The following is a 26,361-nucleotide window of genomic DNA, read 5'->3' as shown; positions in this document are numbered from 1 at the left end:
GCACTCGGGAGGGTGTGGGAGAGTAGGTCGCCGCCGGACATTCTTTGAACACGGGAAGGCCCCGCCAACGATGGCGGGGCCTTCCCGCGTTTAACCACCAACCACCCACCCAACCGGGACTAGGCTGGGGCTATGAATTCGTCCTTGTTCTCCCATGCGCCGCGCGAGCCGGAACCATCCAAGAGCGGGGAACCGGTCCACTGCCGCGTCACCGTTCCGCGGGACAGCCGGGAGGCTTTCAGCGGTTTCACGGATCTCATTCATTTGTGGTGGCCGGTAGACAGCCAAAGCGTGGCCGGTGAGGGCAGCCACGTGGAGTTCGAAGACCACGTGCTGACAGAAACGACGCTGGACGATGAGGTCCATGTCTGGGGCGAGATTTTGGAATGGGCTCCCGGCAGCCACTTGCGCTGTACCTGGCACCCGGGCACGGGTCCCGGGTCCTCGGGCCTAGTCGACGTCGACTTCGTGGCCGCGGGCGATAACCGCACGGAGGTGAGGCTGATCCACTCCGGCTGGGAGGACATGCCCGAGCGCGGGCGGGAGCGGGCCGCCTACGCCGAGAGCTGGCCGCAGGTGCTCGGCCGCTACGTCCGGTTCATGGGAGGGACCGCGTGAGCAGCAAGCATCACGGAACTGGCACCGGAGGCATCGAGCGGGTGACCGATTCTTTTCTCGATGAACTTCAGCGTGCGTTGCCCACAGGATTGGTCAGCACGGAACCGGCGGATTTGGCTGCCTGTGCCACCGACCAAGGCCCGGTCCTCGACCACCAGCTGCCCATCGCCGTCGTCCGCGCGCAGAGTGTGGCGGACGTGCAGGCCGTGATGCGGGCCGCGCATGCTGCCGGGGTGCCTGTAGTGTGCCGCGGGGCCGGCACCGGGGTGTCCGGCGGCGCGCACGCGTCCAAAGGCTGCCTGGTGCTGAGCCTGGCGGCCATGAACCGGATCCTGGAGATCCATCCGGAGGACGAGATCGCCCGCGTGGAACCGGGCGTGGTCAACGCCGACCTGAACGCCGCCGTCGCCGAGTATGGGCTGATGTACGCGCCGGACCCGGCCAGCTATCGCAGTTCGACGATTGGCGGGAACATTGCGACGAACGCCGGCGGGCTGCGCTGCGCCAAGTACGGGGTGACGCGCGAATCCGTGCTGGCGCTGGACGTTGTGCTCGCCGACGGGACGCTGATCCACACCGGCCACAGGACGTTCAAAGGCGTCGCCGGTTACGACCTGACCGGACTGTTCGTTGGCTCCGAGGGGACCTTGGGCGTGGTGGTCGGAGCGACGCTGCGGCTGCGCTATCTGCCTGCCGCCCTGGAGACGGTGGCAGCGTTCTTCCCCGACGTGGCAACTGCCGCGGCCGGGGTTTTGGCGGTGGGACGGGCGCGCGTGCAGCCGGCGATCATGGAACTGCTGGACGGAAACACCCTGGCGCAGCTGGACCGGGAGCAAGGTTCCAACCTGCGCAGCCGCGGCGGGGCGCTGTTGCTGATCCAGACGGACGGCTATGCGACCGAGGTGGAAGCCGGCATCATCCGCGGGGTCCTCACCGGGCTCGGCGGCGAGATCAAGGCGGCGGACACCGCCGAAGCGGTCCGGCTGATGGATCTGCGCCGGCACAGCCGCGGCGCGGAGGTGGACGATGACTACCGGGTGGGGGAGGACGCCGCGGTCCCCCGGTCCCAGCTGGTGCACTACATCAACGAACTGCAGAAAATCGCCGAGCGCCACGGCGTCGGACTTAAAGTGGTGGCGCACGCGGGCGACGGCAACCTGCATCCGACCTTCTGGGTCGGACGCGGGGACGCGGCCAAGGTGGCGGCGCTCAACGAGGCGCTGGACGAGTCCATCGACGTTGGGCTGGCGCTGGGCGGCACGATTACCGGCGAGCACGGCATCGGACAGTTCAAGGTGCGGTGGCTGGGGCGGGAGCAGCACGAAGAGGTGCTGGAACTGCAGCGCCGGCTGAAGGATGTGTTCGACCCGCGGGGGTTGCTCAATCCGGGCAAGGCGTTGCCGGCGCGGATTTCCGAGCCCACGCCGGCCTGAGCCGCCCGGTCGCGGGATAGGCGGGCCGGCTCCGCGCCCGCCACGCGTAGGCTGGTGGCATGAGGAAAGAGACGTTGTGGGAAGAAATGAAGCGCCGGAATCCGGGCCATTCGGCGTGGTACATCAAGCGCTTCGAGCAGATGCGCGCCGAAGGCGCCGACCTGCACGGTGAAGCCCGGCTGGTGGACGCCATGGTGCCGCGCGGCAGCCGGATCCTCGACGCCGGATGCGGACCGGGACGCCTGGGCGGCGAACTGGCGCGCCGCGGACACTCGGTGGTCGGCGTCGACATCGATCCCGAGCTGATCGAAGCGGCCCGCACGGACCATCCGGACTGCACCTGGCTGGTCGGGGACTTGGCCGAGTTGGACCTGCCCGCCCAGGGCATCGCCGAGCCGTTCGACGTGATTGTCAGCGCCGGCAACGTGCTGACCTTCCTCGCCCCGGGCACCTCGGGCGAGGTGCTGCGCAAACTGGCCGGCCACCTGGCTCCGGCGGGCCGGCTCGTGGCCGGGTTCGGCGCCGGCCGGGGCTACGACTTCGACGAGTTCTTCTCCGATGCCTCGGCGGCGGGCCTGACGGCCGACCTGCGGTTGGCCACCTGGGACCTGCGGCCGTCCACCCCGTCGTCAGACTTCCTCGTGGCAATCTTCAGCAAGACCGCAGGGCAGCAGCAGCCCGCACCGGCCTGAGCGCAGTCAGCCCTCTTCGGTTTCGGCCGCGTCCAGGGCGGCGGCGGTTCGCGCATCCGGATTGAGCATGATGGCGGCTTCGTCGCGGCGGTGCCGCAGCACCGTATCGACGTACGACTGCACTGCCTCCGCCAGCGGCACGTTCCGGTCCTGCGCTTCGGAGATATACCAGCGGTGCTCGAGCACCTGGTGGACCACTTCGGCCGGTTCCAGCTTGCCAGCCAGTTCGCGCGGAATGGCCCGGACGATCGGTTCGAAGACATGACGGACCCAGCTGTGGGCGCTGATCTCCTCGCTCTGCTCCGGCTGGTTGTCCGCCCGGTAGGCATCCAGGTCGTTGAGCAGCCGGCGCGCCTGGTTAGCCTGCACATCGAGGCCCGTAAGCCGCAACAGCCGGCGCTGGTGGTGTCCGGCGTCCACCACCTTGGGCTGGAGTTGGATGGTGGCTCCGTCGGCGGTGGTATTGATGGAGAACTCCTCCACATCGAACCCCAGGTCGTTCAGGCGTCGGATGCGGGCGTTGACCCGCCACCGCTCACCCAGGTCGAACGACTCCTGCGCCGTCAATTCCACCCACAGCTTGCGGTAGCTGTCCATGATCCGTTCGCTGGTGGCCACCGGATCCACTCTTTCCTCGAGCAGGCCGCCCTCGACGAGGTCCATCATCTCGCCGGCGATATTCACCCGGGCGATCTCGAGGTCGTGCTCGCGCTGGCCGTCGGAGAGCCGCTGGTGCAGTTCGCCGGTTTCGGCGTCCACCAGGTAGGCCGCGAACGCTCCGGCATCCCGGCGGAAGAGCGTGTTGGACAGCGAAACGTCGCCCCAGAAGAACCCCACCAGGTGAAGGCGCACCAGCAGCAGCGCCTGCGCGTCGATCAGGCGGGTCAGGGTTTCCCGCCGCAGCGTCTGGGAAAACAGGGCGCGGTACGGCAGCGAGAAACGAAGATGCCGGGTGACCAGCACCGGCTGCAGGGGAGTGCCGTCGGTGCGCAGCCGCCCGGTCATCACGGCCACCGGTTCCACACAGGGGATGGCCAGCCGCTGCAGCCTGCGCAGCATCTGGTATTCGTGCCGGGCGGCGTCTTCGCCGGTCTCCTTGATCGCCACCACGCCCGCGCCCAGCGGAGCGAACCGGACCACGTGCCGGGACAGCCCGCGGGGCAACGCGGCCAGGTTTTCCGGCGGCCAGTCTTCGAGGGCCAAATGCCACGGCAGGTCCAGCAGACGCTCGTCGGTGGTGGCCGCGGTGATGCTCAGGGACGCTATCGACACGGCCCCGCCGGACAAGGCCGTGTCGGCGGCCCCCTGAACGGGGCCGCCGGTGCCGGGATGGTCAGCCATGATGACTACATCCTAGGCGCGGGGACCTAGTCGGCGGTCTTGCCGGCTTCGATCGGAGTATTGAGGTCCTCCACCGACGCCGGCGGGGTGTCGGGGGCATGCTCGCCCAGCCGCAGCCCGTTCTGGGTGTCGAACAGGTGCACGTGGCCCTCCTTGGGCCGCACATACGTGGTGCTGCCGGCCGGCGGCGGGGTGCGTCCGTCCACGCGGCCGGTGATGTCGTAGCGCTTTCCGTCCAGCTCGGTGTGCCCGTAGACGTATGCATCGGCGCCCAGTTCCTCGACGACGTCCACGAACACCGCGAGCCCCTGGCCGTCCTCGGCGCGCTCCAGGTCCTCCGGCCGGACCCCCAGGGTCACGGTGTTTCCGTGCGCGGCGTCCAACAGGTTGCGCGGCACCGGGTATGTCAGGCCGCCGAACTGCACACCGCCGTCGGTCACCGGCAGTTCCAGCAGGTTCATGGCCGGCGAGCCGATGAAGCCGGCCACGAAGACGTTCGCCGGCCGGTCGTAGAGGGCGCGCGGGGTGTCCACCTGCTGCAGGATGCCGTCCTTGAGCACCGCCACGCGGTCGCCCATGGTCATGGCTTCCACCTGGTCGTGGGTGACATAGACGGTGGTGACGCCCAGCCTGCGGGTCAGGGAGGCGATCTGCGTGCGGGTCTGCACGCGCAGCTTGGCGTCCAGGTTGGACAGCGGTTCATCCATCAGGAACACCTGCGGGTTCCGCACGATCGCCCGACCCATCGCCACGCGCTGGCGCTGGCCGCCGGAGAGCGCCTTGGGCTTGCGGTCCAGGTACTCCTCGAGGTCCAGCAGCTTGGCTGCCTCGCGGACCCGCTCGATGCGTTCTTCCTTGGACACGCCGGCGATCTTCAGGGCGAAACCCATGTTGTCGGCAACGGACATGTGCGGGTACAGCGCGTAGTTTTGGAACACCATGGCGATGTCGCGGTCTTTCGGCGGTACGTCGGTGACGTCGCGGTCGCCGATCAGGATCCGTCCCGAGTTGACGTCTTCCAGGCCGGCCAGCATCCGCAGCGAGGTGGACTTGCCGCAGCCCGACGGGCCTACGAGGACGAGGAACTCGCCGTCGGCTATCTCCAGCTTGAGGCTGTCCACTGCAGGCTTTTCGGTGCCCGGGTATAAGCGCGTGGCATTGTCGAACGTTACCGTCGCCATGTCGTTTCCCTTCACGGGCAGGTACGTGCCCGACGATCCGTAGTGATGGGTGCGTATTCATTTTCCGAGCCCGCCGCACAACAGTGTGAGGCGGCTCACGCCCTCAGTATGCCACGGCTGTCAACGCGCCCCGGGCCGGCCGCGCGTGCGCCGCGCTAGGCCGGTCGGGCAGCGGCCCGCAGCTCGGCCAGCAGGGCCAGCGCGGCGGCGAACGTCTGCGGCGAGTCCACCCGGTAGGCCGCGGCGGTGTCGCCCGGCCCCACCTTCACGCCGACGTCGGAGTCCCGCAGCACGGCGAACGCATGTTCGTCGGTGACGTCGTCGCCGGCGAAGAAGACCGCGGTCGCGCCGGTGAAAGAGCGCAGCAGTCCGAGGCCCTGGCCCTTGTCGGCGCTCAGCACCGACGTCTCCAGCACGCGCTTGCCGTCGCTGATGTGCAGCCCCGGGACCTCCCGGAGCGCGGCGCGGGCCCGCTCCGTGGCCGCCGCCGCCACGTCGTCGGCGGCCGTGCGGGTATGGAGTACGACGCCGGCCGGCTTGGCTTCCAGCCGGGTGCCCGGGTGGGCGGCCACGACTTTTTCGACGACGGCGGTCGCCGCCGCCAGGGCCCGCTGCTGCATTTCGTCCAGCACCAGGGGAGGGCTGTCCGGTCCGGTGAAGACCTCGCCGCCGTGCGAGCCGATGAGCAGGGTCCGGTCGTCCGGGGAGGCGACGGCGCGCAGGCTGGCCAGCGCCCGGCCGGAGATGAAGGCCGTGGACGTCCCCGGCAGGGCCGCCAGCGCCGCAACGGCGGCTGCCGAGGCCGGCAGGGGCCGGGCGTCCTCGGCCCGCGGCACGATCGGCGCCAGCACCCCGTCGAAGTCCAGCGCCACCAGCAGCGTCTCGGTGCGGGCGAGCCGCTCCAGCGCCTCCCGCAGCTCCAACGGCACCAAATCCCGGCCGGCACCGGCGCCGGGGACTGCGGCGCCGGGGACACCGGCGCCGGGGACTGCGGCGCCGGGGACACCGGCGTCGGACGCGCCTGCGTGAGGGGCACCGGCGTCGGGGACTGCGGGCACGCGCGGCTGCCCCGCGTCGTGGCGCTCAGTCATCGGCCTGCGGCTGTTGGAGCGCCTTCAGGAACGCGCGCGACCAGTGCTCGACGTCGTTCTGCAGGATCTGCCGGCGCATGGCCCGCATCCGGCGGGTGGCCTCGGCCGGCGGGATGTTGATCGCCCGGACGATGGCGTCCTTGAGCCCGTCGATGTCGTGCGGGTTGACCAGGATGGCCTGCTTGAGCTGGTCGGCGGCGCCGGCGAATTCGCTGAGCACCAGCGCCCCGTCCACCCCCTTGCGGGAGGCAACGTACTCCTTGGCCACCAGGTTCATGCCGTCGCGCAGCGCGGTCACCAGCATCACGTCCGCGGCCAGGTAGAGCGCCACCATTTCCTCCACCGGGTAGCTGTGGTGCAGGTAGCGGATGGCGGTGTTTTCCAGGGTGTCGAACGTGCCGTTGATCCGGCCCACCGAACCTTCGATTTCCTCGCGCAGCAGCCGGTACGACTCGACGCGCTCGCGGCTGGGGGAGGCCACCTGGATCAGCACGGCGTTCTCCACGTCCACCTTGCCGTCTTCCAAGAGTTCGCCATAGGCCTTGACCCGGTGCCTGATGCCCTTGGTGTAGTCCAGCCGGTCCACGCCCAACAAGACGGTGTCGGGGTTGCCCAGCTCCTGCCGGATCTGCTCGGACCGGGCGATCACATCCGGCCGATTGGCCAGCTCGCTGATATGGGCAACGTCGATGGAGATCGGGAAGGCGCCGGCCCTGCAGAGGCGGGCACCGCCGTCGTTGTCAACCACGTGCACCTGCTGCTGGCGCACATTGAGCCCGCTGAAGCGGCGCACGCAGCGCAGGAAGTTGCTCGTGTCGCTGGGGCGCTGGAAGCCTACCAGGTCCGCGCCGAGCAGGCCCTCAATCACCTGCCGGCGCCAGGGCAGCTGGGCGAAGATCTCCAGCGGGGGGAACGGGATGTGGTTGAAGAAACCGATCTTCAAATCCGAACGCATCTCGCGCAGCAGCTTGGGAACCAGCTGCAACTGGTAGTCCTGCACCCAGATGGTTGCACCCTCGGCGGCGATCTCGGCAGTGGCCTCGGCGAAGCGCCGGTTGACCGTTTTGTAGCACTCCCACCAGGCGCGGTGGAACTCCGGCGGGGCAATCACGTCATGGTAGAGCGGCCAGAGCGTGGCGTTGGAGAAGCCTTCGTAGTACAGCTCTACGTCGTCGGCGCTCAGGGTCACCGGGACCAGGTGCATGTTGTCGTGGTCGAACGGGTCCACCTTCTCGTCCGGCACCCCCGGCCAGCCCACCCAGGCGCCGTCGCTCTTCGCCATCACCGGGGCCAGCGCCGTGACCAGCCCGCCTGGCGAGCGCCGCCAGGGGCCCTGGCCGTCGTCCTCGGGGGCGCGGTCCACGGGCAGGCGGTTGGAGACGACGATCAGGTCGTACTCCCCGTACTGAGGTCCTTCTGCTTCCTGACCGTTCATCTCTGCGGAATTCGCCAACTGACCTCTCCTTTGTGTATACCGTCCTGTTCATGACTTTATAAGGAATGGCAACCTGAGGCTTCCCCGGGGCGCACTGAAGCAGTAAACGTGAACGCGGCCACTCGTTCCGCCTGAACATTGAAGTTGCAACTAAACTAGATCTGTAGTGCCCTGCCTGGGCGAAGCAGACCAATAAGACGCGAGGATCCATGGCTACCCAACACAGCCCTAAGCCGACCAAGGCCGAGCGCACTGCCGCGGCCCGCGAGAAGGCCCGCCAGATACGCGAAGAGCAGCAGAAGCGCGAAAAGCGGAACTCGCTGCTGGTCAAGGGCGGGGTGGTCCTCGCTGTCCTCGTGATCATCGCCGTGATTGCGGGGGTTGTCATCACCAACCAGCGCGGGCAGGTCGCCGACACCGGTGCCGCGCCGGCCCACGGCAACGAGTTCGGCGGCTACACCATCACCCAGGACGGGCTGGCGGACACCGAGCCCATCCAGGTCGACGTGAACAACATCCCGGAACCGGCCGCCACCGAGGGCGATAGCATCGTGCCGCCGGGGGTTGCTGCCGCGCCTGAGGGCGAACCGGCCAACATCGTGGTGTACGTGGACATGGGTTGCCCGGTCTGCAAGGACTTCGAAGGGCAGTACGGCGGGTACCTGACCGACCTCACCTCCTCCGGCGAGGCCACGGTGGAGTACCGCGTGGCGACCTTCCTCGACCGCGTGTCCACCACCAACTACTCATCCCGTGCGGCCAACGCCGTGGCCTGCGTGGCCGACTCGCACCCCGAGGCCTTCAACGGTTACCTGACCCAGCTCTTCGCGCAGCAGCCGACGGAAGGCGGGGCCGGACTGGACAACGCCACCCTGACGAGCATTGCCGAGTCCGCGGGAGCCACCGACGTTGCCTCCTGCATTGACGACGGCGAATTCCGCCCCTGGACCGCGTTCGTGAACCAGACGTTCAACGAATACCAGGTTGGCGGCACCCCGGCGGTCTTCGTTGACGGCCAGAAGTGGACGAACTCCGGCAACTTCCAGGAGTTTGCCCAGGGCATCATCGACGCCCGCGCCTAAGCCATCCGGCGGGCTGTTCCCGGCCGGCATCCAGGCGGCGGCTGCTGCGGTTTCACGCAGGGCCGCCGCCTGGGCTAACCTTATCTAGCCGGTTTTGTCCGGCACGCTGGCTCTTAGGCCAGCACGCCTCCTTAGCTCAGTTGGCCAGAGCACCTGTCTTGTAAACAGGGGGTCGCCGGTTCGAATCCGGCAGGGGGCTCCGCGAACCCCTCTCTGACTAGGCAAAACGCCAGTCGAGAGGGGTTTCATTGTGTCTTAGATAGCGAAATCCAAGAATAATCCAAGTATTGGTAACGGCTCCGACCTCGCCCAAGGAGCGCGAGCACGGTGCAGTGGAGAGGTTTGGTACTGGTCCGGACACATTGCTGTCGGGCCCGGGCAGCCTACACTCTGCCATGTCTTCCCCAGCTCGTTTTTCCGGTGACTAGTTTCCTGTGATGTGGTCAGCCGCGGTAAACCATGGGGGCCACCGAACTTCCAGTTTCTTGGCTCCACGGCCCTGCCGTCGTCGTCCCGCACAGGATAGATCCATCGCCCAGCTATGAACTGGAAGCCGCGGTTACTGGAGGACAACCGGCGAAGGTGGAGCCGAGGGTAATGGCTCCCAAAACGGACACTGCGCCGGCAGCCCGCTCCCGCGAAATTCCCGCCAAAACCAGCAGTCCGGTCCTCACGCCTTCAGTGCCAGCTAGCCCAAGTGCATATCCGCTTGCCTTTACAACGAGCACATCTCGAATCGCTCGTCCGTGATCCGTCGATCAATTCCGCTACGCCGACCGCAGCTCAAGAACTACTCCTGGCTTTGGGCGCTTGCCACGTTGATTGGCGGATTCATTCTCGGCGCCGTGGTGGCGGCGGCAACAGAAAACACGGCAGGCGGCGCGGTCATTTGGGCCGACTTATCTCAGTGGGCGATCAGAAGTTTTACCGCAACGATAACGCTGGCGACGATGGCAAGAGCGATACCGCCCCACAGTGCCCCTCCCTTGGCGGGCCTGCCGGTAAGCCTTTGGACGACAAGGCCGATGGAGGCAAGTCGGACCAGGATCAGCGCAGCTGCCGCGGCAAGTCCAAGCCGATCGTCAAACCTCCCCACCGCAGAAAGGCTGACCATAGCCGCTGGCATCAGCCCCGATGTCAGGATCGGGCCGGCATCCATGGCTAATCGAAGCATTTCCGTTCGAGACAGTTTGCCGTCCACTGCTGATGCACTGAAACCGTTCGCGAGGATGTGAGCGCAAAAGGTGGTCAGTGCTGTTCCGAGGATGTAGACGAGAGCTTCACCCGTGCGGACCGCTGACGGAGTGGAGGCGACAATGGCCGCCAGCACCAAGACATTGCCGTACACGTAGGCGGAGATCCGGCTTACTGCTCTTGGGCGATTCACCTGTCCGTCGGACCGGCGGCGCAAACTCCGAATGAACAACGGTTCGCGGTTGGTCATGTCTATAGCCTATTCCGGTGCAAAGCCGCACTGATTGCCTGATTGGCGAATGGCTAGCACGTGATGCCCACGGGGAATGGGGGCCCATGCTCCTGACGTAATCCACTGCGAGAGGCCTCGGCCCATCTCGTACCAATGGGCAGTGGGAGATGTCCGAACGTTATTGCTTTGCAACTTAGAACCCTGCTGGGCGTACGATTCCTCGGTTAGCTTGGGACAAACGTTTCTGCTTCGCAGACGGGGACATGATGCACACGATGACCAAACTGGCAGTAGTCACTGCCGTTCTGCTGGCAGTTGCCGGCTGCAGCAACGATCCGAAGTCTGTGGCGGCGGCGGCCGAAACTCCGACAGCATCGGCTAACCCATTCGCCGGCGACGCCAGCACTCTGGGCATCGGCAGGGGCGAGAAGCAACTGTTGGCGGAAGAGGGCCGCTACTCGTTCTATGCCAAAATCCCGTTCAACCCCGAAGACGGCAACCTGTGTGTAGTCATCGGGATCAAGGAGGCGGGCCATGAGTCTGGTGGATGTCCCGTCGTGACGGTGCTGGAGCCAGGCTTTCCTGAGCTGCAGGCGAAGCTGGTTCTCGACGGCTACGACGCGACCAAGGAGCTTGAGGAAGGTTGGCGGCAGCTGCACAAGAACCTGCTGGTACGCCCCTGATCAGCAGAGTCAGAGAAGGTCTGGCAGCTATGCCGAACCACTGACATAAACGGTTAGTACTTCCTAGGGGGAGGCTGCATTCCCTGAGAGCAGGGAGACATATTCGACAGTCTTCTTGAAACTCGCCGTTATTGACGTTTCCTCTTAGATTGAATCCTCCGGCAGATTGGACCCATCATGCAGACTGAACGCGTTTCCGCACCTGCAACCAACTTTCCCGCCACAACGGGCTGGATCGCACTGATCCTGTCGCTTCTGGGGCTGGCAATCTACGTGGCGGGCTTGCTGTTGCCGACTGTATGGGCGCTCATGTGGGTGTCGTTGCTCCCACTGCTGGCAGGTTTCATTGTCGGCATCAAAGCGCTATCGACTGGTTCAGGCAGAAAGCCGGGAGTATGGGCGATCATCATCGCAATGCTGCCGATTCTCGCGGCAGCCGTCTTTGGTGGGCTCGTCTGGATGGCGCTCTCCAGCGTTTCGTTCCTGTAGCGGGAGCCCGCACCCGCTGTGCGTGCGGGCGCCCTCTAATCATCAGGAACCAGCAGAGTGGTCGATAAGGGAGCCAGCGGGGCTGCCCTAGGCTGCCGCGGCGGATTTCAGCTCGGAGCAGGGCCATTCAACGAGCCGGACGAAGTTGCCGTCCTCGTCATAGCAGCAGTCCTCGCAGATCACGGGTGCGGGCAGTTCGTCACAGGCATCGCAGCGGCCGCACGAGTTGGGATCCATGAAGTCGATTCCGATGCCGCGGGAATGTGTCTTGGCCATCTCGTCCTCCTTTTCTCCATCTGAGGTTGCTGCCAACCTAACACCGGCCTCTGACAGGATCGGAGATTTCAACCGGCGTTGTCCGGACCGGCCGGGAACCGGGGCAGCGAAGGCAAAAGGACTTACCCTTTGGTGCCGTTAGGAGTGAGGAGAGGCATCACGGTAACCCTCCGCCGTCGCCGGTTTGACATGCAATTTGGAGCGACCCGAGGCACTGTCGTGATCTGCCCTGGGCTGGCACGTCAACCCATTGTGCGCCCGCCAATCGGAGCCTACCCTAAAAGCCAAGGGTAGGAGTTGGCCATGGAAGTCACCCTTTTCGTTATCGACCTCGTACTCGCCTTTGCCCCTTTTATGGTGCTGGTGCTCGTGCCGAATCGACGGGAAGGCAGACCCATGGCCCCGCACCGTCGCTCCACTTCCGGCTTGGCAGCTTCCCGACGGGCCAGGAAGAAGGTAGTCCCGGAAGGGGCCGGGAGTCCACTCCTCCCAGCGCCGTCGGCTGTCGGTGGAGGAACCGCGGCCACCGTGCGGCTGCGGCCAACCCGGCGGCCCACCCGACCTAGATTCCGCCGAGGCCCAGGACGCCACGCCCGCGGACCGCGATGAACGGGAGCATGGCGCCGGTGTGCTGGAACACCTTCTATTGTGCTGGCCTTGTTTGCCTTCCCCGCCCGCTCCGGAGCCCCTAAACCCACGGAACCGATTCTTGTCGGCGGCCTCTTCCATGACCGTGAACACTAATGATCCGTGAACCAGTAATTCCTTTCCGTTTTCGTCACCTTCATATGCTCGGCGCTCCGGCGTGTCCGCCGGGACGGGATGAGGCGTCTGCCGTAGACATGAAGGGACATGGAGAAGAAAAAGCCCCTCGCATTAGCCGGCCTGGCGCTGGCCGTCCTGCTGTCCGCCTGCACCTCGCCCGCCGAAGCGGATCAGCCCCTGGCCGCCCCCACCATCGAGGTGACCGGCAGCCCCGAACCGACCTTGGTCCCCGAAACCACGGAACCGGCCAAGAAGACGGAGGAGCCCAGGGCCCCACAGTCCAAGGAACCGGCGGAGGAGCCTGCCGCCGCCGGCACCGCCCTGGAACAGTTGGAGGGTATCGCCATCAAGGGCCGCGCCCCGAAGACCGGATACTCACGAGATCAGTTCGGTGACGGCTGGCTGGATCCGGACCGTAACGGCTGCGACGCGCGTAATGACATCCTCCAGCGCGATCTGGAATATACGATTCTCAAGGCCGGCGGCTGTGTGGTCACCTCAGGGGTGCTGGCCGATCCTTTCACAGCCACGACGATTGACTTCGTCCGCGGCAATAAGACCAGCACCGCCGTCCAGATTGACCACGTTGTCTCCCTCTCGGATGCCTGGCAGAAGGGTGCCCAGCAACTGGCCAAGAACCAGCGTGAAGTCTTCGCCAACGACCCGGTTAACCTGCTTGCGGTCGACGGGCCCACCAACGGCTCCAAGTCCGACGGCGATGCCGCGACCTGGCTGCCTCCGAACAAGTCGTTCCGCTGCGAGTATGTGGCCCTGCAGACTGCCGTGAAAGCCAAGTATGGACTCTGGATGACCCAGGCAGAGCACGACGCCATCAAGAACATCCTCTCCAGTTCCTGCCCGGACCAGCCGGTCCCGGCAGACGGGGGAGTGGACGTGCCCGTGGCCGCCGCGCCGGCGGCGCCCAAGCCGGCACCAGCTCCAGAGCAACAGCCTGTACCGGCACCTGTCCAGGAGGCGCCGGCCGGCGGGAACGTGTTCTACAAGAACTGCACCGCAGTGAAGGAAGCCGGTGCTGCCCCGATCCGGGCCGGCGACCCCGGCTGGGACACCAAATTCGACCGCGACGGCGATGGAGTCGGCTGCGAGAGCTGAGGCGGGCGGTCAGTAGCGGCGCCGCAGTCTCAGCCGGAGGGGGCGGGCGTCGGGGTCGAAGAGGAGGCGGTAGGCCGGGGCCGCGAGCCGGCGCTGCCAGGGTGACCCCTTTGCGGGGGTATGGCAGCGCAGCCGTCCTTGCGGCCGCGGCAGCAATCGGCTTGCACGGTACCAAGCGTCGAGCTCGTCGACGCTTGAGCGGACGGCGCGGACCGCCTCGAGGGGATCGAGGAGGTCTGCGTCGTTGCCGGGAACGCGTCCCAGATGTTCGCAGAGCAGCCGCAGGCGCAGGTCGCGGGCGAACGGGCGGGCGCCGTCACCGAGTTTCGCCGGGTCTGCGGGAGACCTCGGGTCGCGCTGTTCGTCGAGCACGGCGGCCGTGAGTTCGGAATCGTGGCTCCAAGATCGCCGGTTCAGGTTGGCGCTGCCCACGGCGGCCCAGACGTCGTCGACCACGCAGACTTTTGAGTGGACGTAGATCGGCCAGCCGCTCCCGTTTTCGATGTCCAGCATCAATAGCCGGTCGCCTCCGGCCTCACGGACCATGCGCCAGGATAAACCCTGACCGAACAGCGCCGGGGGAACCTTGAGCCTGCCCTCCTGATCCGGGAACCGGGGGCAGACGGCGATGACATGGAGGCGGGGATTGCGGCGCAGGGCTTCCGCGAAGACCCGGCCGACGTCGGCCGACCACAGATATTGGTCCTCCACGTACACCAACTGTCGTGCTCGTTGCAGCGCCTTCGCGTAATCGCGGGCCACGCTGCGCTCCCCATCGGGTGCGAACGGGTACCCCCGGGAGCGCTTAGGGTATGTGCGCAGCAACTGCACCTGGCAGCGGCCCGCGGTCGGCGGTGCCGGCCGCTCTGGAGGCAGCGGGGAGGCCTTCTGCGGCAGGCCTCGCATCACGTCTGGCAGCCGGTGCCAGGGCATCCGCGTCATCGGTGCGGGATCGTTCCAGCGCTCTCGAAACACCTTTTCCACTTCGAGGACGACCGGTCCGCGCAGCAGCAGCTGGACGTCGTGCCACGCTGGAGTTGGTCCGTAGGCGCTGGCGAAGTTGCGGGGCTGCGGGTCCCCCTCATGGGTCTCGTCGTCGCCGCGGGAACGGGCTAAATCCATCCCGCCCACGAAGGCGATGTCCATGCCGGGATTGGCCGCGCGCCGGATGACCACGAATTTTTGGTGGTGGCTGCCGAACCGGCGAACGCGGTGGTCGAGCAGCATCTCGGCGCCCGATGCGTTGATGTGGGTGGCCAAAGCCCGGTTCTGTCTCAACGTGCCCACTATCCAGGAGGGATGGGATCGCCAAAGCAACCCCCTGACCTGTGCTCCGCGCCGCGCGCTGCGGCTCAGCGCTTCCGCCACGGTCAGGTCGGCGGTGAGAAGCTCGTCGGCGTCCATGCGCCACCCGGCAACGAGGATGAGGTCCCCTGGCCCTGTCGCATCCAGCTCAGCGGCCAAGAGCGGGAAATACTCCCGGCCGTGCAGCAGCACGCGCACCTCGTTGCCGGCTGACCACGGGAGCAGCCGCGTAGCGTCGTTGCCCCGCTCGGCTCGCGACAGCAGCCAGTGTTCGAGGCAAGGGTCCTTGGCTCCTCCCGCCGGTCTCATCCCAGCATCATGCCCGCCCGTCCGGCACCGGGCAATGCACAGTCCTGCGGGCACGTCCGTGATACCCGACCCAGGCTCGGCTCAGCGGCTCCAATGAGTGCGATAAGTGCTCCCATCGACAGCGCCGCCCACGTTGTGGCCGCAGTGGCCAGCGGACACGATCGCCTCCACGGTAGTGGAGTCATTTGCGGGATTCGGGGTCCTCGTCTCCGATGTGTCCGGCGGCGTTGGCGTCGAGGACGCGCTGGACGAAGGCGGAGTACTCCTCCATGTAGTGGCGCAGGAAGGCCTGCGTGGACTCATCCCGGACGTCGCCGTCGTCGCCATAAACGTCCGGATTGAAGCTGATGTAGGCCTCGGGTGCGTTGAGCTGCGGGGCGTCGAGGAAGCTCAAAACGCTGCGCATGCTCGACTGCATGACGGCGGTGCCGATGCCTCCCGGGGAAGCGCCGATGATGCCGGTGGGCTTGCGGGCGAAGGAGTTGGTCCCCCACGGGCGGGACCCCCAGTCGATGGCGTTCTTCAAGGCGCCGGGGATGGACCGGTTGTATTCCGGCGAGATGAAAAGGATGCCGTCCGAGGCCTCTACCGCTTCCTTCAGCGCCCGGCCCTCGGCGGGGTAGTCCGCGTCGTAATCCGAGTTGTAGAGGGGGAGGTCCCGGATGGGGATCTCGTTGAATTCCAGATCCTCCGGGGCGAGCTTGATCAGCGCCTTCGAGAGGGTGCGGTTGATGGAGCCACTGGCCAGGCTCCCAACAAAGTATCCGATCCGATAGTTGGGCACGACGATTTTTCCTTCCAATCAGCCAGCCGGAACCGGCTTTCTTCCTGTGGCCGCAGGGACCCGGGCCCGGCTAATGTCAGGCCTCTCCCGTACTAGCACGGCGTGCCGTGCACCACCAGACCAGCGGACGGGAACAGGTCCAGCGATCGAAAAAGATCCTCTGCACTTTTCCGGGGAGGAGCTCAGCTGAGCGGCGGCCCTCGGGGGACGAATGAACGGGTGCTGGCCGGACCCTCGACAGCCCGGCTGCCCCCGTCGAGAATGGACAGACCCGGCCCGCCTGCAGGCGGGCACACCTCGATCGGAGGAGCACGCGGTGACCGAAAGCAATGTCGAGGCAGAGACCACGGCCGCGGCCGCCGTCGTTCGCCACCACACCGAGATGTTGGCCCGGCTGCAGGCAACGACGGCGGAGCTCACCCGGGGCCTCGACACCGGCGACGAAGACACCGTCTACAACGCGCACGGCATCCTCCTGGAGTGGGGCGAACGGGAAATGTTGCCGCACAACGAGTTGGAAGAAGCCAAACTGTTCGGGCCGGCCGGTGCGACCGGAGAAGCTCGGCTTTTGGTGGAGTCGCTGCTGACTGACCACCAGGCGCTGGCCTCGCTGCTGGATGAACTGCGGGGCGCCGAGGGACTGGAGGCGGCCACGGTTGCCGCGTCGATGCGCAGCGTGTTCGCACTGCACATCGAGAAGGAGAACAGGCTGCTGGTGCCTTTCATCGCCCGGACTCCGGACTTGTCCCTGTCCACTGCGGTGGAAGGCCTGGTGGAACTCGTCGGCGAGGCCCATGTGCATGCGCCGGACGAGAGCAAGCACGCCCACGGCTGAGGGCATGCAGGCAGTAAGCGTCACGGAAGGGAGCAATGTTGTGAGCGAAGACCGCCCGGAACTGGACCCGGACATCCTGCAGAATGAAGACGGCATCGTCATCGAACCCGGATCCGAGATCGACCGGGACCTTGAAGCCACGCTGCCGGCGGACAGGGACGGCGCAGGACCGGAAGGGGAGCAGCCCGAGGGCCGGGAAGACTAGCCCGGCCACGACCAGCCCGGCGCTAGCCCGGCAGGACCAGCCCCCGCGCTCGCCGGCCAGGAGCACGGCTGGATGCCGCCGGCCCTCTGGCCTCCGGCGCTCGCGGGTCAGCTGCCGATGATCAGGGTCTGCCAGCCGCCGACGCCAATGACCGCCCGCGAGCCAAGCTTGTTGGTCAATACCGGGTAGTGGTACAGGTTGCCGCGGGTGTCGCGTGCCAGCACACCTTGCTTTCCGTCGCCCAGATGGTCCCGGATCAGGGACAGGTGGGTCATCGCGTTCCAGCCGGAGGAACCGATGATCCGCCTGGTCTCGGAGATGAACTTACCGGCTCCGTTGGAGCGGTACAGCTTGAGCTGGCCAGTGGTTGTTTTGGCGACCACGTCCATCTTGGCGTCGCCGTCGATATCGGCCGTGAAGATCGGCAGGAACTTCCAGCCGGTGCCCAGTAGCGTGCGGCTGCCGTGCTTGAGCCCGGCCGGGTTCGGGTAATAGTAGAGCCGGCCGGTGTCCGTGTTGCGGGCCAGCAGAGCCGGGTAGGGGTCGGCCTGTTTCCACGCGGTGACGGTGACGTCGTAGCTGCCCCAGCCAGAAGCCCCGATGGTGGCGGCATTCTCCAGCCCGCCGTCCGGCTTGCCGAAGTGCGCCGTCAGTTTGCCCGACTTCCACCGCACCACCACATCGAGCACGCCGTCGGCGTTCCAGTCGGCCACCTGCACCTGTGCCACACCCTTGAACCCGCCCGCTACATACCGACGCTTGTAGAGGTCATGGCCCTTGGCCGAGTCGTAGGCGTAGAGGTTCCCCGCGGAGTCGACGGCTGCGACATCGCCGTGCTGGAAGCTGGCGCGGACCATGCCCGGATGCGGCGGCAGTGTTGCCCGGGTGGTCGCGTAGCCGGCGATGTTCGCGACGGCCACGTACATCCCGTACCAGTCCTTGTGCGTGGTCTTCATGTAACCCACGCCGATGTCCGTGGCGTTGGGGCTGAGCAGGCCGGCGCGGTGGGCGGGGGAGTTCATCCACCAGTCCACCACCTCCCGGGCGGAGTTGTTAATGGCGATGTTCTCGGTGTACCAGTCGAAACCGCGCGGGATTTCGTTGCTGCCGTAGCCCGGGCGATGGATCTTGTTCATGTCCAGCGTGTTCTTGTTGATCCGCGTGTTCAGTTCCTCGGACCACTGCTGGGCGACATTGCCGACGTTCTGGTTCCAGACCACCGGCGACAAGCCGTTCTGCGCGCGGTAAAGGTTGGTCAGCCGCAGCACCTCGGCGACGAACGGATCCTGCACGGTCCGGGTGACGGCCGCAGCCGGGGAAAGTCCCGCGAAAGCGAGGGCGAACAGCAGGACGGTTGCGATGAATGGTTTAACAAGAAGGCGCACATCATTCAGGGTACGGGTTGAACGTTAAATGCACGATGGCGGGACCTCGGCAAAGGCCCGCCCCGCCCGAAAAAGCACTACCAAGACGAGTACGACGACGGCGGGAGGCTTTCCCGGGAAGCCTCCCGCCGCCGGCGAACGATAAGGCGTGCCGAACCGGTATCTCGCGCCTATTCCGCAGGCTTTGCGCACCTTCCCGCGCTGCCTTTGGCGCTAGCCCCGCCGGCTTTGGCGCCTGCCCGCGCCGGCTTTGGCGCTTGCCCGCGCCGGCTTGGCGCCTACTCCGCCAGCTGCTCCCGCACCAGCGGGGCCACCTTGGTGCCGTAGAGCTCGATGGAGTTCATCAGCTTCTCGTGCGGGAGGGTGCCCAGGCTGTACTTCATGTCCCAGCGGGACAGGCCCAGGCCCTTGGCGACCTTCACGATCTTGGTGGCGACGGTCTCCGGCGAGCCGACGAACAGGGCGCCGTCCGGGCCAGCCTCGGCTTCGAACTGACCGCGGGTCATCCGGCTCCAGCCGCGCTCGCGGCCGATCCGTTCCTGCATGTCCGCATAAGGCAGCCACATCTCCTCCCGGGCCTGTTCGTCCGTCTCCGCGATGTAACCGGGGGAGTGGGCGCCGATGGGCAGTGCGGGCTTCTCGAACTGATCCAGAGCGCGGTGGTAGAGATCCGTAAACGGCGCGAAGTTCATCGGTGCCCCGCCGATGATGGCCAACATCAGCGGCAGGCCGTAGTGGGCCGCCCGGACCACCGACTGCGGGGTGCCGCCGACGGCGATCCAGGTTTTCAGGCTGCCGGACGCCGTGGGCGGGTAGATCCGCTTGTTGTCCAGCCGCGGCCGGGTGCGGCCGGCCCAGGTGACGGGCTCTTCCTTGAGCAGTTCGGTGAAGAGGTGGAGCTTCTCGTCGAAAAGGATGTCGTAGTCGGCCAGGTCCAGGCCGAACAGCGGGAAAGACTCCGTGAAGGAGCCGCGGCCCAGGATGACTTCGGCGCGGCCGTTCGAGGCGGCGTCCAGGGTGGAGAAGCGCTGGAACACCCGGACGGGGTCGTCGGAGCTGAGCACGGTCACGGCCGAGCCCAGGCGGATGCGGCTGGTCTGGCCGGCGATAGCGGCCAGCACCACGTCTGGAGCGGACACGGCGAAGTCCTCGCGGTGGTGTTCCCCGATGCCGATGAAGTCCAGGCCCACCTCGTCGGCCAGCTTGGCTTCGGCGATGACGTTCCGGATGACCTCATCGTGCGCCAGGAGCTGCCCGTCGGCTCCGGTGGTGACGTCCCCGAAGGTGTCCAGCCCGAGTTCGATTGTTTGTGTCACGCGGTGGCCGCCTTTCGTTGGTGTCGAGGCATATATGCGTATGCATGTTGTGTCTACTGCGGCAACCGCGGGCAGGCCGGGGTTATTCCGCGGCGCGCGGGCGGGAGAGCGGCGGCACGAGCTGCCCGGACTCGCGCCGGATCCACCACTGGCCGGTGCTGCGTTTTTCCGCCCAGGTGGAAAACCGGTAGTGGTAGAGCGTTGCCCGCACAAAGGCCGGTGGCACTCCGCCGAACGGATCGTGCCGGAGCAGCTTCAGCGTGGCCTGGTCGGCTTCCAGCAGCCGCCGCAGCAGCGGGATGAACCAGTTTTCGCCGCGGGAGCCCAGCGCCAGGAACCACATCAACCAGTCCAGCCTCAGGTGGTACGGCGCGAATTGCCGCGGCATCCGCCGCGGGTCTCCGGGCTTGCCCTTGAACCCGTACTCGCGCCAGTGGACGCCGTCGGCGGACCCTTCCACGGCCACTTCGTAACGTTCCCGCGTGATGGACCCGAAGGCGCCGTAGGCGTTGGCCAGATGCCAGCTATTGAAACTGGCGTTCATCAGCTGGTGCCGGCTGAACAGGTTCTTCAGCGGCCAGTAGCTCAGGTACACCAGCAGGGCGCAGACCGCGAGCACCACCACGGTGAACCACACCGGTTCCTGCTGGTACTCCGGCGTGAAGTCACCCACCGGCAGGACGGCCTGCACCGCGTCGTCGGACACCGCCGAGAAGGCGAGCAGGATGGTCAGGGTGTTCAACCAGGCGAAATTGCCGGACGCCACGAGCCACAGCTGCGTGATGATCACGACCGCGGCCGCCATGCTGCCCACTGGCTGCGGGAAGAACAGGAAGAACGGCACCACCAGCTGGGCGAAGTGGTTGCCGGCCACCTCCACCTTGTGCAGCGGCTTGGGCAGGTGGTGGAAAAACCAGCTGGCCGGGTTGGGCATCGGCTGGGTCTCGTGGTGGTAGTACAGGGCGGTCAGGTCCCGCCAGACCGGGTCGCCGCGCATCTTGATCATGCCGGCGCCGAACTCCAGGCGGAACACCAGCCAGATGAACAGCCACAGCACCGGGGCCGGCGGCGCTACCCGGTCGGAGCCCAGGAAAGCGGCGAGGAAGCCGGCCTCCAGCAGCAGCGTCTCCCAACCAAAGCCGTAGAACGTCTGGCCCACATTCACGATGGACATGTACAGGAACCACAGGGCCAGGAACGCGATCAGCGGCACCCACGGCGGTCCCAGCTGCGGCAGGCCGGCCACCAACAGGGCCGCGATGACGACGCCGGCCCATGCCACCGCGCGCAGCCGGAGGTCCGTGTATCCCCAGCGGAAGAGGGTGAAGCCGCGCGGGGTTCTTCGCTCCAGCAACCGGGGCACGGGCAGCAGCCCGTGTTCGCCCAGCAGGGCCGGGAACTGGGCCAGGGCGGAGGCGAAGGCGATCAGGAACACCGCGGCGATGCCCCGCTGCAGCACCTGCCGCGCCAACTCGAACCCCTCGGCGCTGAACCAATCCATGGCATGTCCAACGCTACGGCCGGCCGGTCGGCTGTCAAGCAGCAGGCCCGGCTCGGAGGAGCCGGGCCTGCCGGGGGTAACTTTGCCTTGCCGGGGCGGCCGGCGAGGCGGATTTGAGGGATCAGCCGAAGAGTGCGGAGACCTTCAGCAGGGTCTGGCTGACGCCGTAGAGCAGCGGCACGCCGACCAGGACCCAGCCGAGGGCTACTTGGGCTTTCTTCATGTCAGGCCTCCTTTCCGGCCATCGCGGCTTCGCCGGCATCCCTGGCCGGCGCCTCGTGGTACTTGCTGTCCACCGGCTTGACCATCAGGTTCGCGATGAAGCCGATGACCAGCAGGCCCACCATGGTGAGCAGGGCCGGCTGGTAGGCCTGGGCCGTCAGCTCGCCCGGCTTGCCTTGGGCGTCCAAAAAGGCGTTCACGATCAACGGTCCGGCGATGCCTGCGGCGGACCATGCCGTGAGCAGCCGGCCGTGGATGGCGCCTACCTGGAAAGTGCCGAACAGGTCGCGCAGGTAAGCCGGAACGGTGGCAAAACCGCCGCCGTAGAAGCTGATGATGACGGCTGCCAGGAGCACGTACAGCCCGGTGGAGGTGTAGCCGAACAGGGCGAGCACCACATACAGGGCGGCGCCGACGCCCAGGTACAGCATGTAGTTGTTCTTGCGACCCAGGTAGTCGGAGGTGGTGGACCAGACAAACCGGCCGCCCATGTTCGCGATCGAGAGCAGCCCCACAAACCCGGCGGCAACGCCCGCCGACACCAACGAAACGCCGTCGGGCTGGCGGAAGAAGTCCTGGATCATCGGGGAGGCCTGCTCCAGGATGCCGATGCCTGCCGTGACGTTGCAGAACAGGGCGATCCAGACCAGCCAGAACTGACGGGTCTTGATGGCGTTTTTCGCCGAAACATTTGCCGTGGTGACCAGGGCCTTCGCCTTGACCTTGGAGGCGTCGAAGCCTTCCGGCTTCCAGTCGGCCGCCGGAACCTTGATCGTGAAGGCACCGAACAGCATGTAGGCCAGGTACACCACGGCCAGGGTCAGGAACAGCTTGCCGACGGCGTCGCCGCTGGCTACCCAGCCCGGGGTCCCGTCGAAGCTGGGGTCGTAGAACTGCAGCAGCGCGGTGGAAACCGGGCTCGCGATCAGCGCGCCGCCGCCGAAGCCCATGATCGCCATGCCGGTGGCCAGGCCCGGGCGGTCCGGGAACCACTTAATCAGGGTGGATACCGGGGAGATATAGCCAATGCCCAGGCCGATGCCGCCGATCACGCCGTAGCCCAGGTAGACCAGCCAGAGCTGTTCGGTGAAGATGCCCAGCGAGCCGACCAGGAACCCGGAGCTCCAGAACATGGCGGACGTGAACATCGCCATGCGCGGACCGTTGCGGTCCACCCAGGTGCCCATGACGGCCGCGGAGAGCCCGAGCATCACCATGGCGATGGAGAAGATGATGCCGATCTCGGTCAGGCTCACGTCGAAGTGGGCGACCAGGGCGTTCTTGTACACGCTGGTCGCGTAGGCCTGGCCGATACACAAATGCACGGCCAGCGCCGCCGGCGGAATCAGCCAGCGGTTAAAGCCCGGAGGGGCGATCGTATGCGATCGGTCCAACCAACTCATCGTTGGGCGTCCTTTCAAAAAGTGGGGTGCGAGGCAGAACTGCAACGTGTGTTTCAGTTCACATCCTGACCGATGGTTGGACCAGGCAACCGGATTCGACCGGCGTGTCGTGCAGCCCTGCCCTCCGGGCACCGTGAAAGGTACGGTGGAGGAATGGAACAGGTCCTCGCCGTTCGGGGCGTGGAGGGCTACCGCCAGTACCGGGCTCCGGCGCTCGCCGTGACTCCGGCAGGCAGCGCCGTGGTTGCCTATGCAGGCCTGGGCGGGCTGGGCGGGCGGCCCGCCGGGGACCTGCTGCTGCGCCGCAGTTTCGACGGCGGAGCGACCTGGGAACCGCAGCAGGTGGCGTGGGCGGACACGTCCGGGCACGCGGCCGGCCAACCGGGACTGTTCTCCGATACCGCAACCGGCCGGATTTTCCTGGCCTTTGTCGCCGGGGCCGGAGGCGGTGACGCAGGGCCGGTGCCCGCGGCCAACGGACGCCGCTTCGAACTCCTTTCCTCCGACGACGACGGCGTCACCTGGCAGCACCGGTCGGTCGCCCCGCGGCGGGCTTCGGACACGATCACAGCGCTGGCAGGTGCCGGGCCGGGCACCGGCCTGCATGCAGGCCGGTTTGCCGGGCGGTTGCTGGTGCAGTTCGCGGTGATGGCGGAGGGTGCGCGCACGAGGGCGGCCTCCTGCTACAGCGACGACCACGGAGACACCTGGACCATGGGGGAGCCGCTGCCGGGACAGGCCCCCGGCGCGGTGGCCGCGGAGGACGGCGGTAGTGCCGCCGTCTGCCTGGCCGACGGCCGGGTGCTGCTGCATACCTGGGCTGCGCCCCGGCGGTGGGCGGCGGTCTCGGACGACGGCGGGCACAGCTACGGGCCGCCGCAGCCGGTCGACGAGCTGCCGGATCCAGGGAGCGCAGGCTCCCTGGTCCGCTTCGACGGGCTGCCGGCCATCGGCGGGTTGGCCGCACCGGCGAGCGACCGCTGGCTGCTGGCCGCCAACTGCCAGGACCCGCTGCTGCACCGCAACGTTGTGCTAAGCCTGTCGCGGGACAACGGTCACTCCTGGCCGCACAAACTCACGGTTCACGGCAGCGGTGCCACCGGGCCGGCCGCCGTGCGGCTGCCGGACGGCCGCATCGGAGTGCTGTACCAGCGGCACGGCGGCCGCGAGATCGTCTATGCCACGGCAGATCCGGGGCTGCTGCTGGCGGCTTGGCCGCGCGGGGCGGTCACACCCCGGGCCGACGGCCGCGCGGGAGGGCCGGGACCCGTGACCGGGCCGCTGCCGGTGCCCGGGGACTACCCGCTGCGCTTCGACATGGTGCTGCACGCGGTCCGTAGCACGGCCGAGGGCCAGCCGGTGCCGGGCTACCGTGCCGGGGACGTGCTCGTCTTTGCCGGACGGGCAAAGATGCTGGGACCGCAGCACCTGAGGGTGCGGTTATCCGGTGGGTTCGACAACGCCGCAAATTTTCCGCCGCAGGACGTGGGTCCCGGCGGCGAAGCCCGCTACCTCCATCCTGTCCGCACGGTGACCCGCGCGGACGTTGCGGCCGGAAGCTTGACGATTTCCTTCACCTGCACCGCGGTCCCGGGGGACAGCCCTGTCGGCGGCGCCCCGGTGGCGAGCCTGACGCGGAAGTTCAGCATCGACGTCGTCAGCGGTGAAATCCGCGAGGCGTGACGTGCGCCTCGGCACCGTGCCGGTGTCCTCCCGGCGAGGTGTGCAAGGATTTAACCCGGGATCAACGAGCGCCGCCGTGACGGTGGCGGTGACGCAGAACGGAGAGGGATTGCAGGACAAGGACCCAGACCAGGAATCCATGTCACCCACGACTCCGCAGGCGGGGATGCTGCCGATCATCAAGCCGAAGAACATTCCGGCCAGCGATGCCGGCTCCGGCTCCGGACGCGCCGGTTCGATCGCAGGACCCCAGCCCACCCACCCTCCCGTGCCGCGTCCGACGGACCGGCCGGTAGCCAAGCAGGTCAAGCCGGTTCCCACCGGCACCGCGCCGCTGCCCGCCTCCGCGGCAGCCTCGCGCTCCAACGCGGCAGCCCGCCGGATGCTGCGCAAGCTCGTGCAGGGGGAGGCACCGCCCACGGCGCCGATGAGCATCGTGGAGAGGCTGGCCGGCAGCCCCTATGCGAACCCGATGATCCAGACGGCCGGGATCGACGCCTCCGCGCGCATCACGCTGGACTTTGTCCTGGACGTGGCGGAAACCATGTTCCGCTACGGAGCCGGCGCGCTGGAGGTGGAAACCAGCATCATCGCCGTCACGGCGGCTTTCGGGCTGAGCGACATCGACGTGGACATCACCAACCAGTCCGTGTTGATCAACTATGCCAAGCCGGACACCGTGCCCATCACCGTGATGCGGGTGGTGCGGTCCTGGACCAACAACTACGCCGGCCTGTCCCTGGTGCACGAACTGGTCACCGACATCGTCAACGGCGGGGTGGGCCGCAGCGAAGCCAAGGAACGGCTGCAGGAGATTACCTCGCGTCCCAAGCCCTTCGCCCGGTGGATGGCCATCGCGGCCGGCGGCGTGTTCTCCGGCTTCATTATTGCCTTCCTCGGCGGCAGCATCTTCGCCGCCCTCGTGGGCGGCGTCTCTACCGTGCTGATGGGTTTGGTGGGGCGGAAGCTGAGCAAATGGCGGATGCCGGACTTCTTCATCACCGGCATCGGCGCCTGCCTGGCCACCGTGATGGCGCTGCTGTTCTGGGCGCTGCACGTGCCGATGAGCCCGTCGCTGGTGATCGCCGGCGGCATCCTGTTCCTCCTGCCGACCGGCCGGTTGGTCTCCGCCACCCAAGACGCCATCAATGGCTTCCCGGTCACCGCGTCGGGGCGTTATCTCTCGGCCTTCTTTACCTTCGCCGCGATTGCCGCCGGCGTCGCCGTGGGGCTGGTGGGCGGCTCGATGCTCGGCGTCAGCCTGCCCGAAGTCTTTGTGGAGGGCCAAGGCCAGTACCCCTACGTGGTCCGGGCGCTGCTGCTCGTCGTGGCTACCATTGCTCTCTGCATGACCGAGCAGACCAAGCTGAACATGCTGCTGCCCACGGCCGCCGTCGGGCTGGTCGGGCTGTTGATCTACGACTTCGTGGTGTGGGCGGGGATCGGGGACCGGATCGGCCCGGCCGTCGGAGCCGTGGTGATCGGGTTCCTCGGGCGCATTGTGGGCCTGCGGATGGGCTCGCCGCAGCTGGTGGTGGCGGTCCCGGCGGTGCTGTTCCTGCTGCCTGGCCTGTCCGTGTTCCGGTCCATCTTCGAGCTGACCGTCAACACCGAGGCCCCGTTCAACGGCATCCTGGGGCTGTTCAGTGCGCTGACGGTGATTCTGGCGATCGCCGGCGGTACTGTGCTCGGCGACAACCTGGCCCGGCCGTTCACCAAGGGGCTGGGCTCGAACGAAAACCGGCGGGCCCGGCGCCGCTAAGGACGCCGGAACCGCCGGCTGCCGGA

General features: G+C 67.1%; 24 protein-coding genes and 1 tRNA gene. 12 read left to right on the top strand and 13 right to left on the bottom strand.

Annotated elements, in window-relative coordinates:
* The first annotated feature begins 132 nt into the window (after positions 1-132).
* From AC5RVD_RS08965 to AC5RVD_RS08955, 3 genes are read left to right on the top strand one after another with little or no spacing between them, the layout of a single operon-like run.
* Positions 133-618, top strand: a complete 486-nt coding sequence (locus AC5RVD_RS08965; RefSeq protein WP_494126734.1) for an SRPBCC domain-containing protein — start codon at positions 133-135, stop codon at positions 616-618.
* A 32-nt stretch (positions 619-650) separates the two neighbouring features.
* The gene (locus tag AC5RVD_RS08960) at positions 651-2,051 is read left to right on the top strand and encodes an FAD-binding oxidoreductase (RefSeq protein ID WP_494126742.1); all 1,401 of its coding nucleotides are present in this window, start codon (positions 651-653) and stop codon (positions 2,049-2,051) included.
* A 59-nt stretch (positions 2,052-2,110) separates the two neighbouring features.
* Positions 2,111-2,743: a class I SAM-dependent methyltransferase gene (locus AC5RVD_RS08955; protein WP_494126733.1), complete on the top strand. Its 633-nt coding sequence runs from the start codon at positions 2,111-2,113 to the stop codon at positions 2,741-2,743.
* Positions 2,744-2,749: 6 nt separating this feature from the next.
* Here the strand turns inward: AC5RVD_RS08955 and AC5RVD_RS08950 are convergent, their stop codons facing one another.
* The 4 genes from AC5RVD_RS08950 to otsA form a co-directional block, all read right to left on the bottom strand.
* Positions 2,750-4,084 (bottom strand): DUF4032 domain-containing protein, encoded by a 1,335-nt coding sequence (locus tag AC5RVD_RS08950; RefSeq protein ID WP_494126732.1) that lies wholly within the window; start codon positions 4,082-4,084, stop codon positions 2,750-2,752.
* A 26-nt stretch (positions 4,085-4,110) separates the two neighbouring features.
* Entirely contained in the window at positions 4,111-5,265 is a 1,155-nt protein-coding gene (locus tag AC5RVD_RS08945; RefSeq protein ID WP_494126731.1) for an ABC transporter ATP-binding protein, read from the bottom strand.
* Between the two features lie 155 nt (positions 5,266-5,420).
* On the bottom strand, positions 5,421-6,356 hold the full coding sequence (otsB, locus tag AC5RVD_RS08940; protein ID WP_494126730.1) for a trehalose-phosphatase: 936 nt from the start codon (positions 6,354-6,356) through the stop codon (positions 5,421-5,423).
* Positions 6,349-7,791, bottom strand: coding sequence for an alpha,alpha-trehalose-phosphate synthase (UDP-forming) (gene otsA, locus AC5RVD_RS08935; protein WP_494126741.1), 1,443 nt, complete (start codon positions 7,789-7,791; stop codon positions 6,349-6,351). The genes otsB and otsA overlap by 8 nt, the downstream gene beginning before the upstream one ends.
* A 209-nt stretch (positions 7,792-8,000) precedes the next feature.
* Here otsA and AC5RVD_RS08930 point away from each other — a divergent pair, with 209 nt between their 5' ends.
* Both AC5RVD_RS08930 and AC5RVD_RS08925 read left to right on the top strand, forming a co-directional pair.
* Positions 8,001-8,873, top strand: coding sequence for a DsbA family protein (locus tag AC5RVD_RS08930; protein ID WP_494126729.1), 873 nt, complete (start codon positions 8,001-8,003; stop codon positions 8,871-8,873).
* Positions 8,874-8,998: 125 nt separating this feature from the next.
* Positions 8,999-9,072 (top strand) — tRNA-Thr (locus AC5RVD_RS08925).
* Positions 9,073-9,777: 705 nt separating this feature from the next.
* On the opposite strand, the gene AC5RVD_RS08920 is transcribed toward AC5RVD_RS08925, so the two are convergent.
* Positions 9,778-10,317, bottom strand: coding sequence for a hypothetical protein (locus AC5RVD_RS08920; RefSeq protein ID WP_494126728.1), 540 nt, complete (start codon positions 10,315-10,317; stop codon positions 9,778-9,780).
* 257 nt (positions 10,318-10,574) lie between these two features.
* Here AC5RVD_RS08920 and AC5RVD_RS08915 point away from each other — a divergent pair, with 257 nt between their 5' ends.
* The gene (locus tag AC5RVD_RS08915) at positions 10,575-10,982 is read left to right on the top strand and encodes a hypothetical protein (protein ID WP_494126727.1); all 408 of its coding nucleotides are present in this window, start codon (positions 10,575-10,577) and stop codon (positions 10,980-10,982) included.
* Positions 10,983-11,159: 177 nt separating this feature from the next.
* Positions 11,160-11,471 (top strand): hypothetical protein, encoded by a 312-nt coding sequence (locus AC5RVD_RS08910; protein WP_494126726.1) that lies wholly within the window; start codon positions 11,160-11,162, stop codon positions 11,469-11,471.
* Positions 11,472-11,558: 87 nt separating this feature from the next.
* On the opposite strand, the gene AC5RVD_RS08905 is transcribed toward AC5RVD_RS08910, so the two are convergent.
* Complete coding sequence (locus AC5RVD_RS08905; RefSeq protein ID WP_494126725.1) at positions 11,559-11,747, bottom strand: hypothetical protein; 189 nt, start codon at positions 11,745-11,747, stop codon at positions 11,559-11,561.
* 852 nt (positions 11,748-12,599) lie between these two features.
* Here AC5RVD_RS08905 and AC5RVD_RS08900 point away from each other — a divergent pair.
* Positions 12,600-13,625: a GmrSD restriction endonuclease domain-containing protein gene (locus AC5RVD_RS08900; RefSeq protein ID WP_494126724.1), complete on the top strand. Its 1,026-nt coding sequence runs from the start codon at positions 12,600-12,602 to the stop codon at positions 13,623-13,625.
* Between the two features lie 9 nt (positions 13,626-13,634).
* Here the strand turns inward: AC5RVD_RS08900 and AC5RVD_RS08895 are convergent, their stop codons facing one another.
* On the bottom strand, positions 13,635-15,239 hold the full coding sequence (locus AC5RVD_RS08895; RefSeq protein WP_494126723.1) for a phospholipase D family protein: 1,605 nt from the start codon (positions 15,237-15,239) through the stop codon (positions 13,635-13,637).
* 181 nt (positions 15,240-15,420) lie between these two features.
* Complete coding sequence (locus AC5RVD_RS08890) at positions 15,421-16,023, bottom strand: NADPH-dependent FMN reductase (protein ID WP_494112886.1); 603 nt, start codon at positions 16,021-16,023, stop codon at positions 15,421-15,423.
* Between the two features lie 316 nt (positions 16,024-16,339).
* Between AC5RVD_RS08890 and AC5RVD_RS08885 the strand changes: the two genes are divergently transcribed.
* Together AC5RVD_RS08885 and AC5RVD_RS08880 are read left to right on the top strand one after the other, a co-directional pair.
* Positions 16,340-16,858: a hemerythrin domain-containing protein gene (locus tag AC5RVD_RS08885; RefSeq protein ID WP_494126722.1), complete on the top strand. Its 519-nt coding sequence runs from the start codon at positions 16,340-16,342 to the stop codon at positions 16,856-16,858.
* A 40-nt stretch (positions 16,859-16,898) separates the two neighbouring features.
* Positions 16,899-17,063 carry a hypothetical protein gene (locus AC5RVD_RS08880; protein WP_494126721.1) on the top strand — a complete coding sequence of 55 codons (165 nt, stop codon included), beginning with the start codon at positions 16,899-16,901 and terminating at the stop codon, positions 17,061-17,063.
* Between the two features lie 107 nt (positions 17,064-17,170).
* Here the strand turns inward: AC5RVD_RS08880 and AC5RVD_RS08875 are convergent, their stop codons facing one another.
* From AC5RVD_RS08875 to AC5RVD_RS08855, 5 genes are all read right to left on the bottom strand, one after another.
* Positions 17,171-18,448, bottom strand: a complete 1,278-nt coding sequence (locus AC5RVD_RS08875) for a CAP domain-containing protein (protein ID WP_494126720.1) — start codon at positions 18,446-18,448, stop codon at positions 17,171-17,173.
* Positions 18,449-18,726: 278 nt separating this feature from the next.
* Positions 18,727-19,764, bottom strand: coding sequence for an LLM class flavin-dependent oxidoreductase (locus AC5RVD_RS08870; RefSeq protein WP_494126719.1), 1,038 nt, complete (start codon positions 19,762-19,764; stop codon positions 18,727-18,729).
* A gap of 82 nt (positions 19,765-19,846) precedes the next feature.
* The gene (locus AC5RVD_RS08865) at positions 19,847-21,265 is read right to left on the bottom strand and encodes a lipase maturation factor family protein (protein ID WP_494126718.1); all 1,419 of its coding nucleotides are present in this window, start codon (positions 21,263-21,265) and stop codon (positions 19,847-19,849) included.
* Positions 21,266-21,386: 121 nt separating this feature from the next.
* Positions 21,387-21,488 carry an MFS transporter small subunit gene (locus tag AC5RVD_RS08860; protein ID WP_493968694.1) on the bottom strand — a complete coding sequence of 34 codons (102 nt, stop codon included), beginning with the start codon at positions 21,486-21,488 and terminating at the stop codon, positions 21,387-21,389.
* A 1-nt stretch (position 21,489) separates the two neighbouring features.
* A complete protein-coding gene (locus AC5RVD_RS08855) occupies positions 21,490-22,890 on the bottom strand; it encodes an OFA family MFS transporter (protein WP_494112892.1) in 1,401 nt (466 codons plus the stop codon).
* 153 nt (positions 22,891-23,043) lie between these two features.
* On the opposite strand from AC5RVD_RS08855, the gene AC5RVD_RS08850 reads away from it, so the two are divergent.
* Both AC5RVD_RS08850 and AC5RVD_RS08845 read left to right on the top strand, forming a co-directional pair.
* Positions 23,044-24,573 (top strand): sialidase family protein, encoded by a 1,530-nt coding sequence (locus AC5RVD_RS08850; protein ID WP_494126717.1) that lies wholly within the window; start codon positions 23,044-23,046, stop codon positions 24,571-24,573.
* A 139-nt stretch (positions 24,574-24,712) separates the two neighbouring features.
* Positions 24,713-26,335 carry a threonine/serine exporter family protein gene (locus tag AC5RVD_RS08845; protein ID WP_494126716.1) on the top strand — a complete coding sequence of 541 codons (1,623 nt, stop codon included), beginning with the start codon at positions 24,713-24,715 and terminating at the stop codon, positions 26,333-26,335.
* The last annotated feature ends 26 nt before the right edge of the window (positions 26,336-26,361 follow it).

The organism is Arthrobacter sp. THG-b23 (assembly GCF_059091265.1).
The sequence above is the reverse complement of the archived record's forward strand: the minus strand, read 5'-3'. Positions and strand labels throughout refer to the sequence as shown.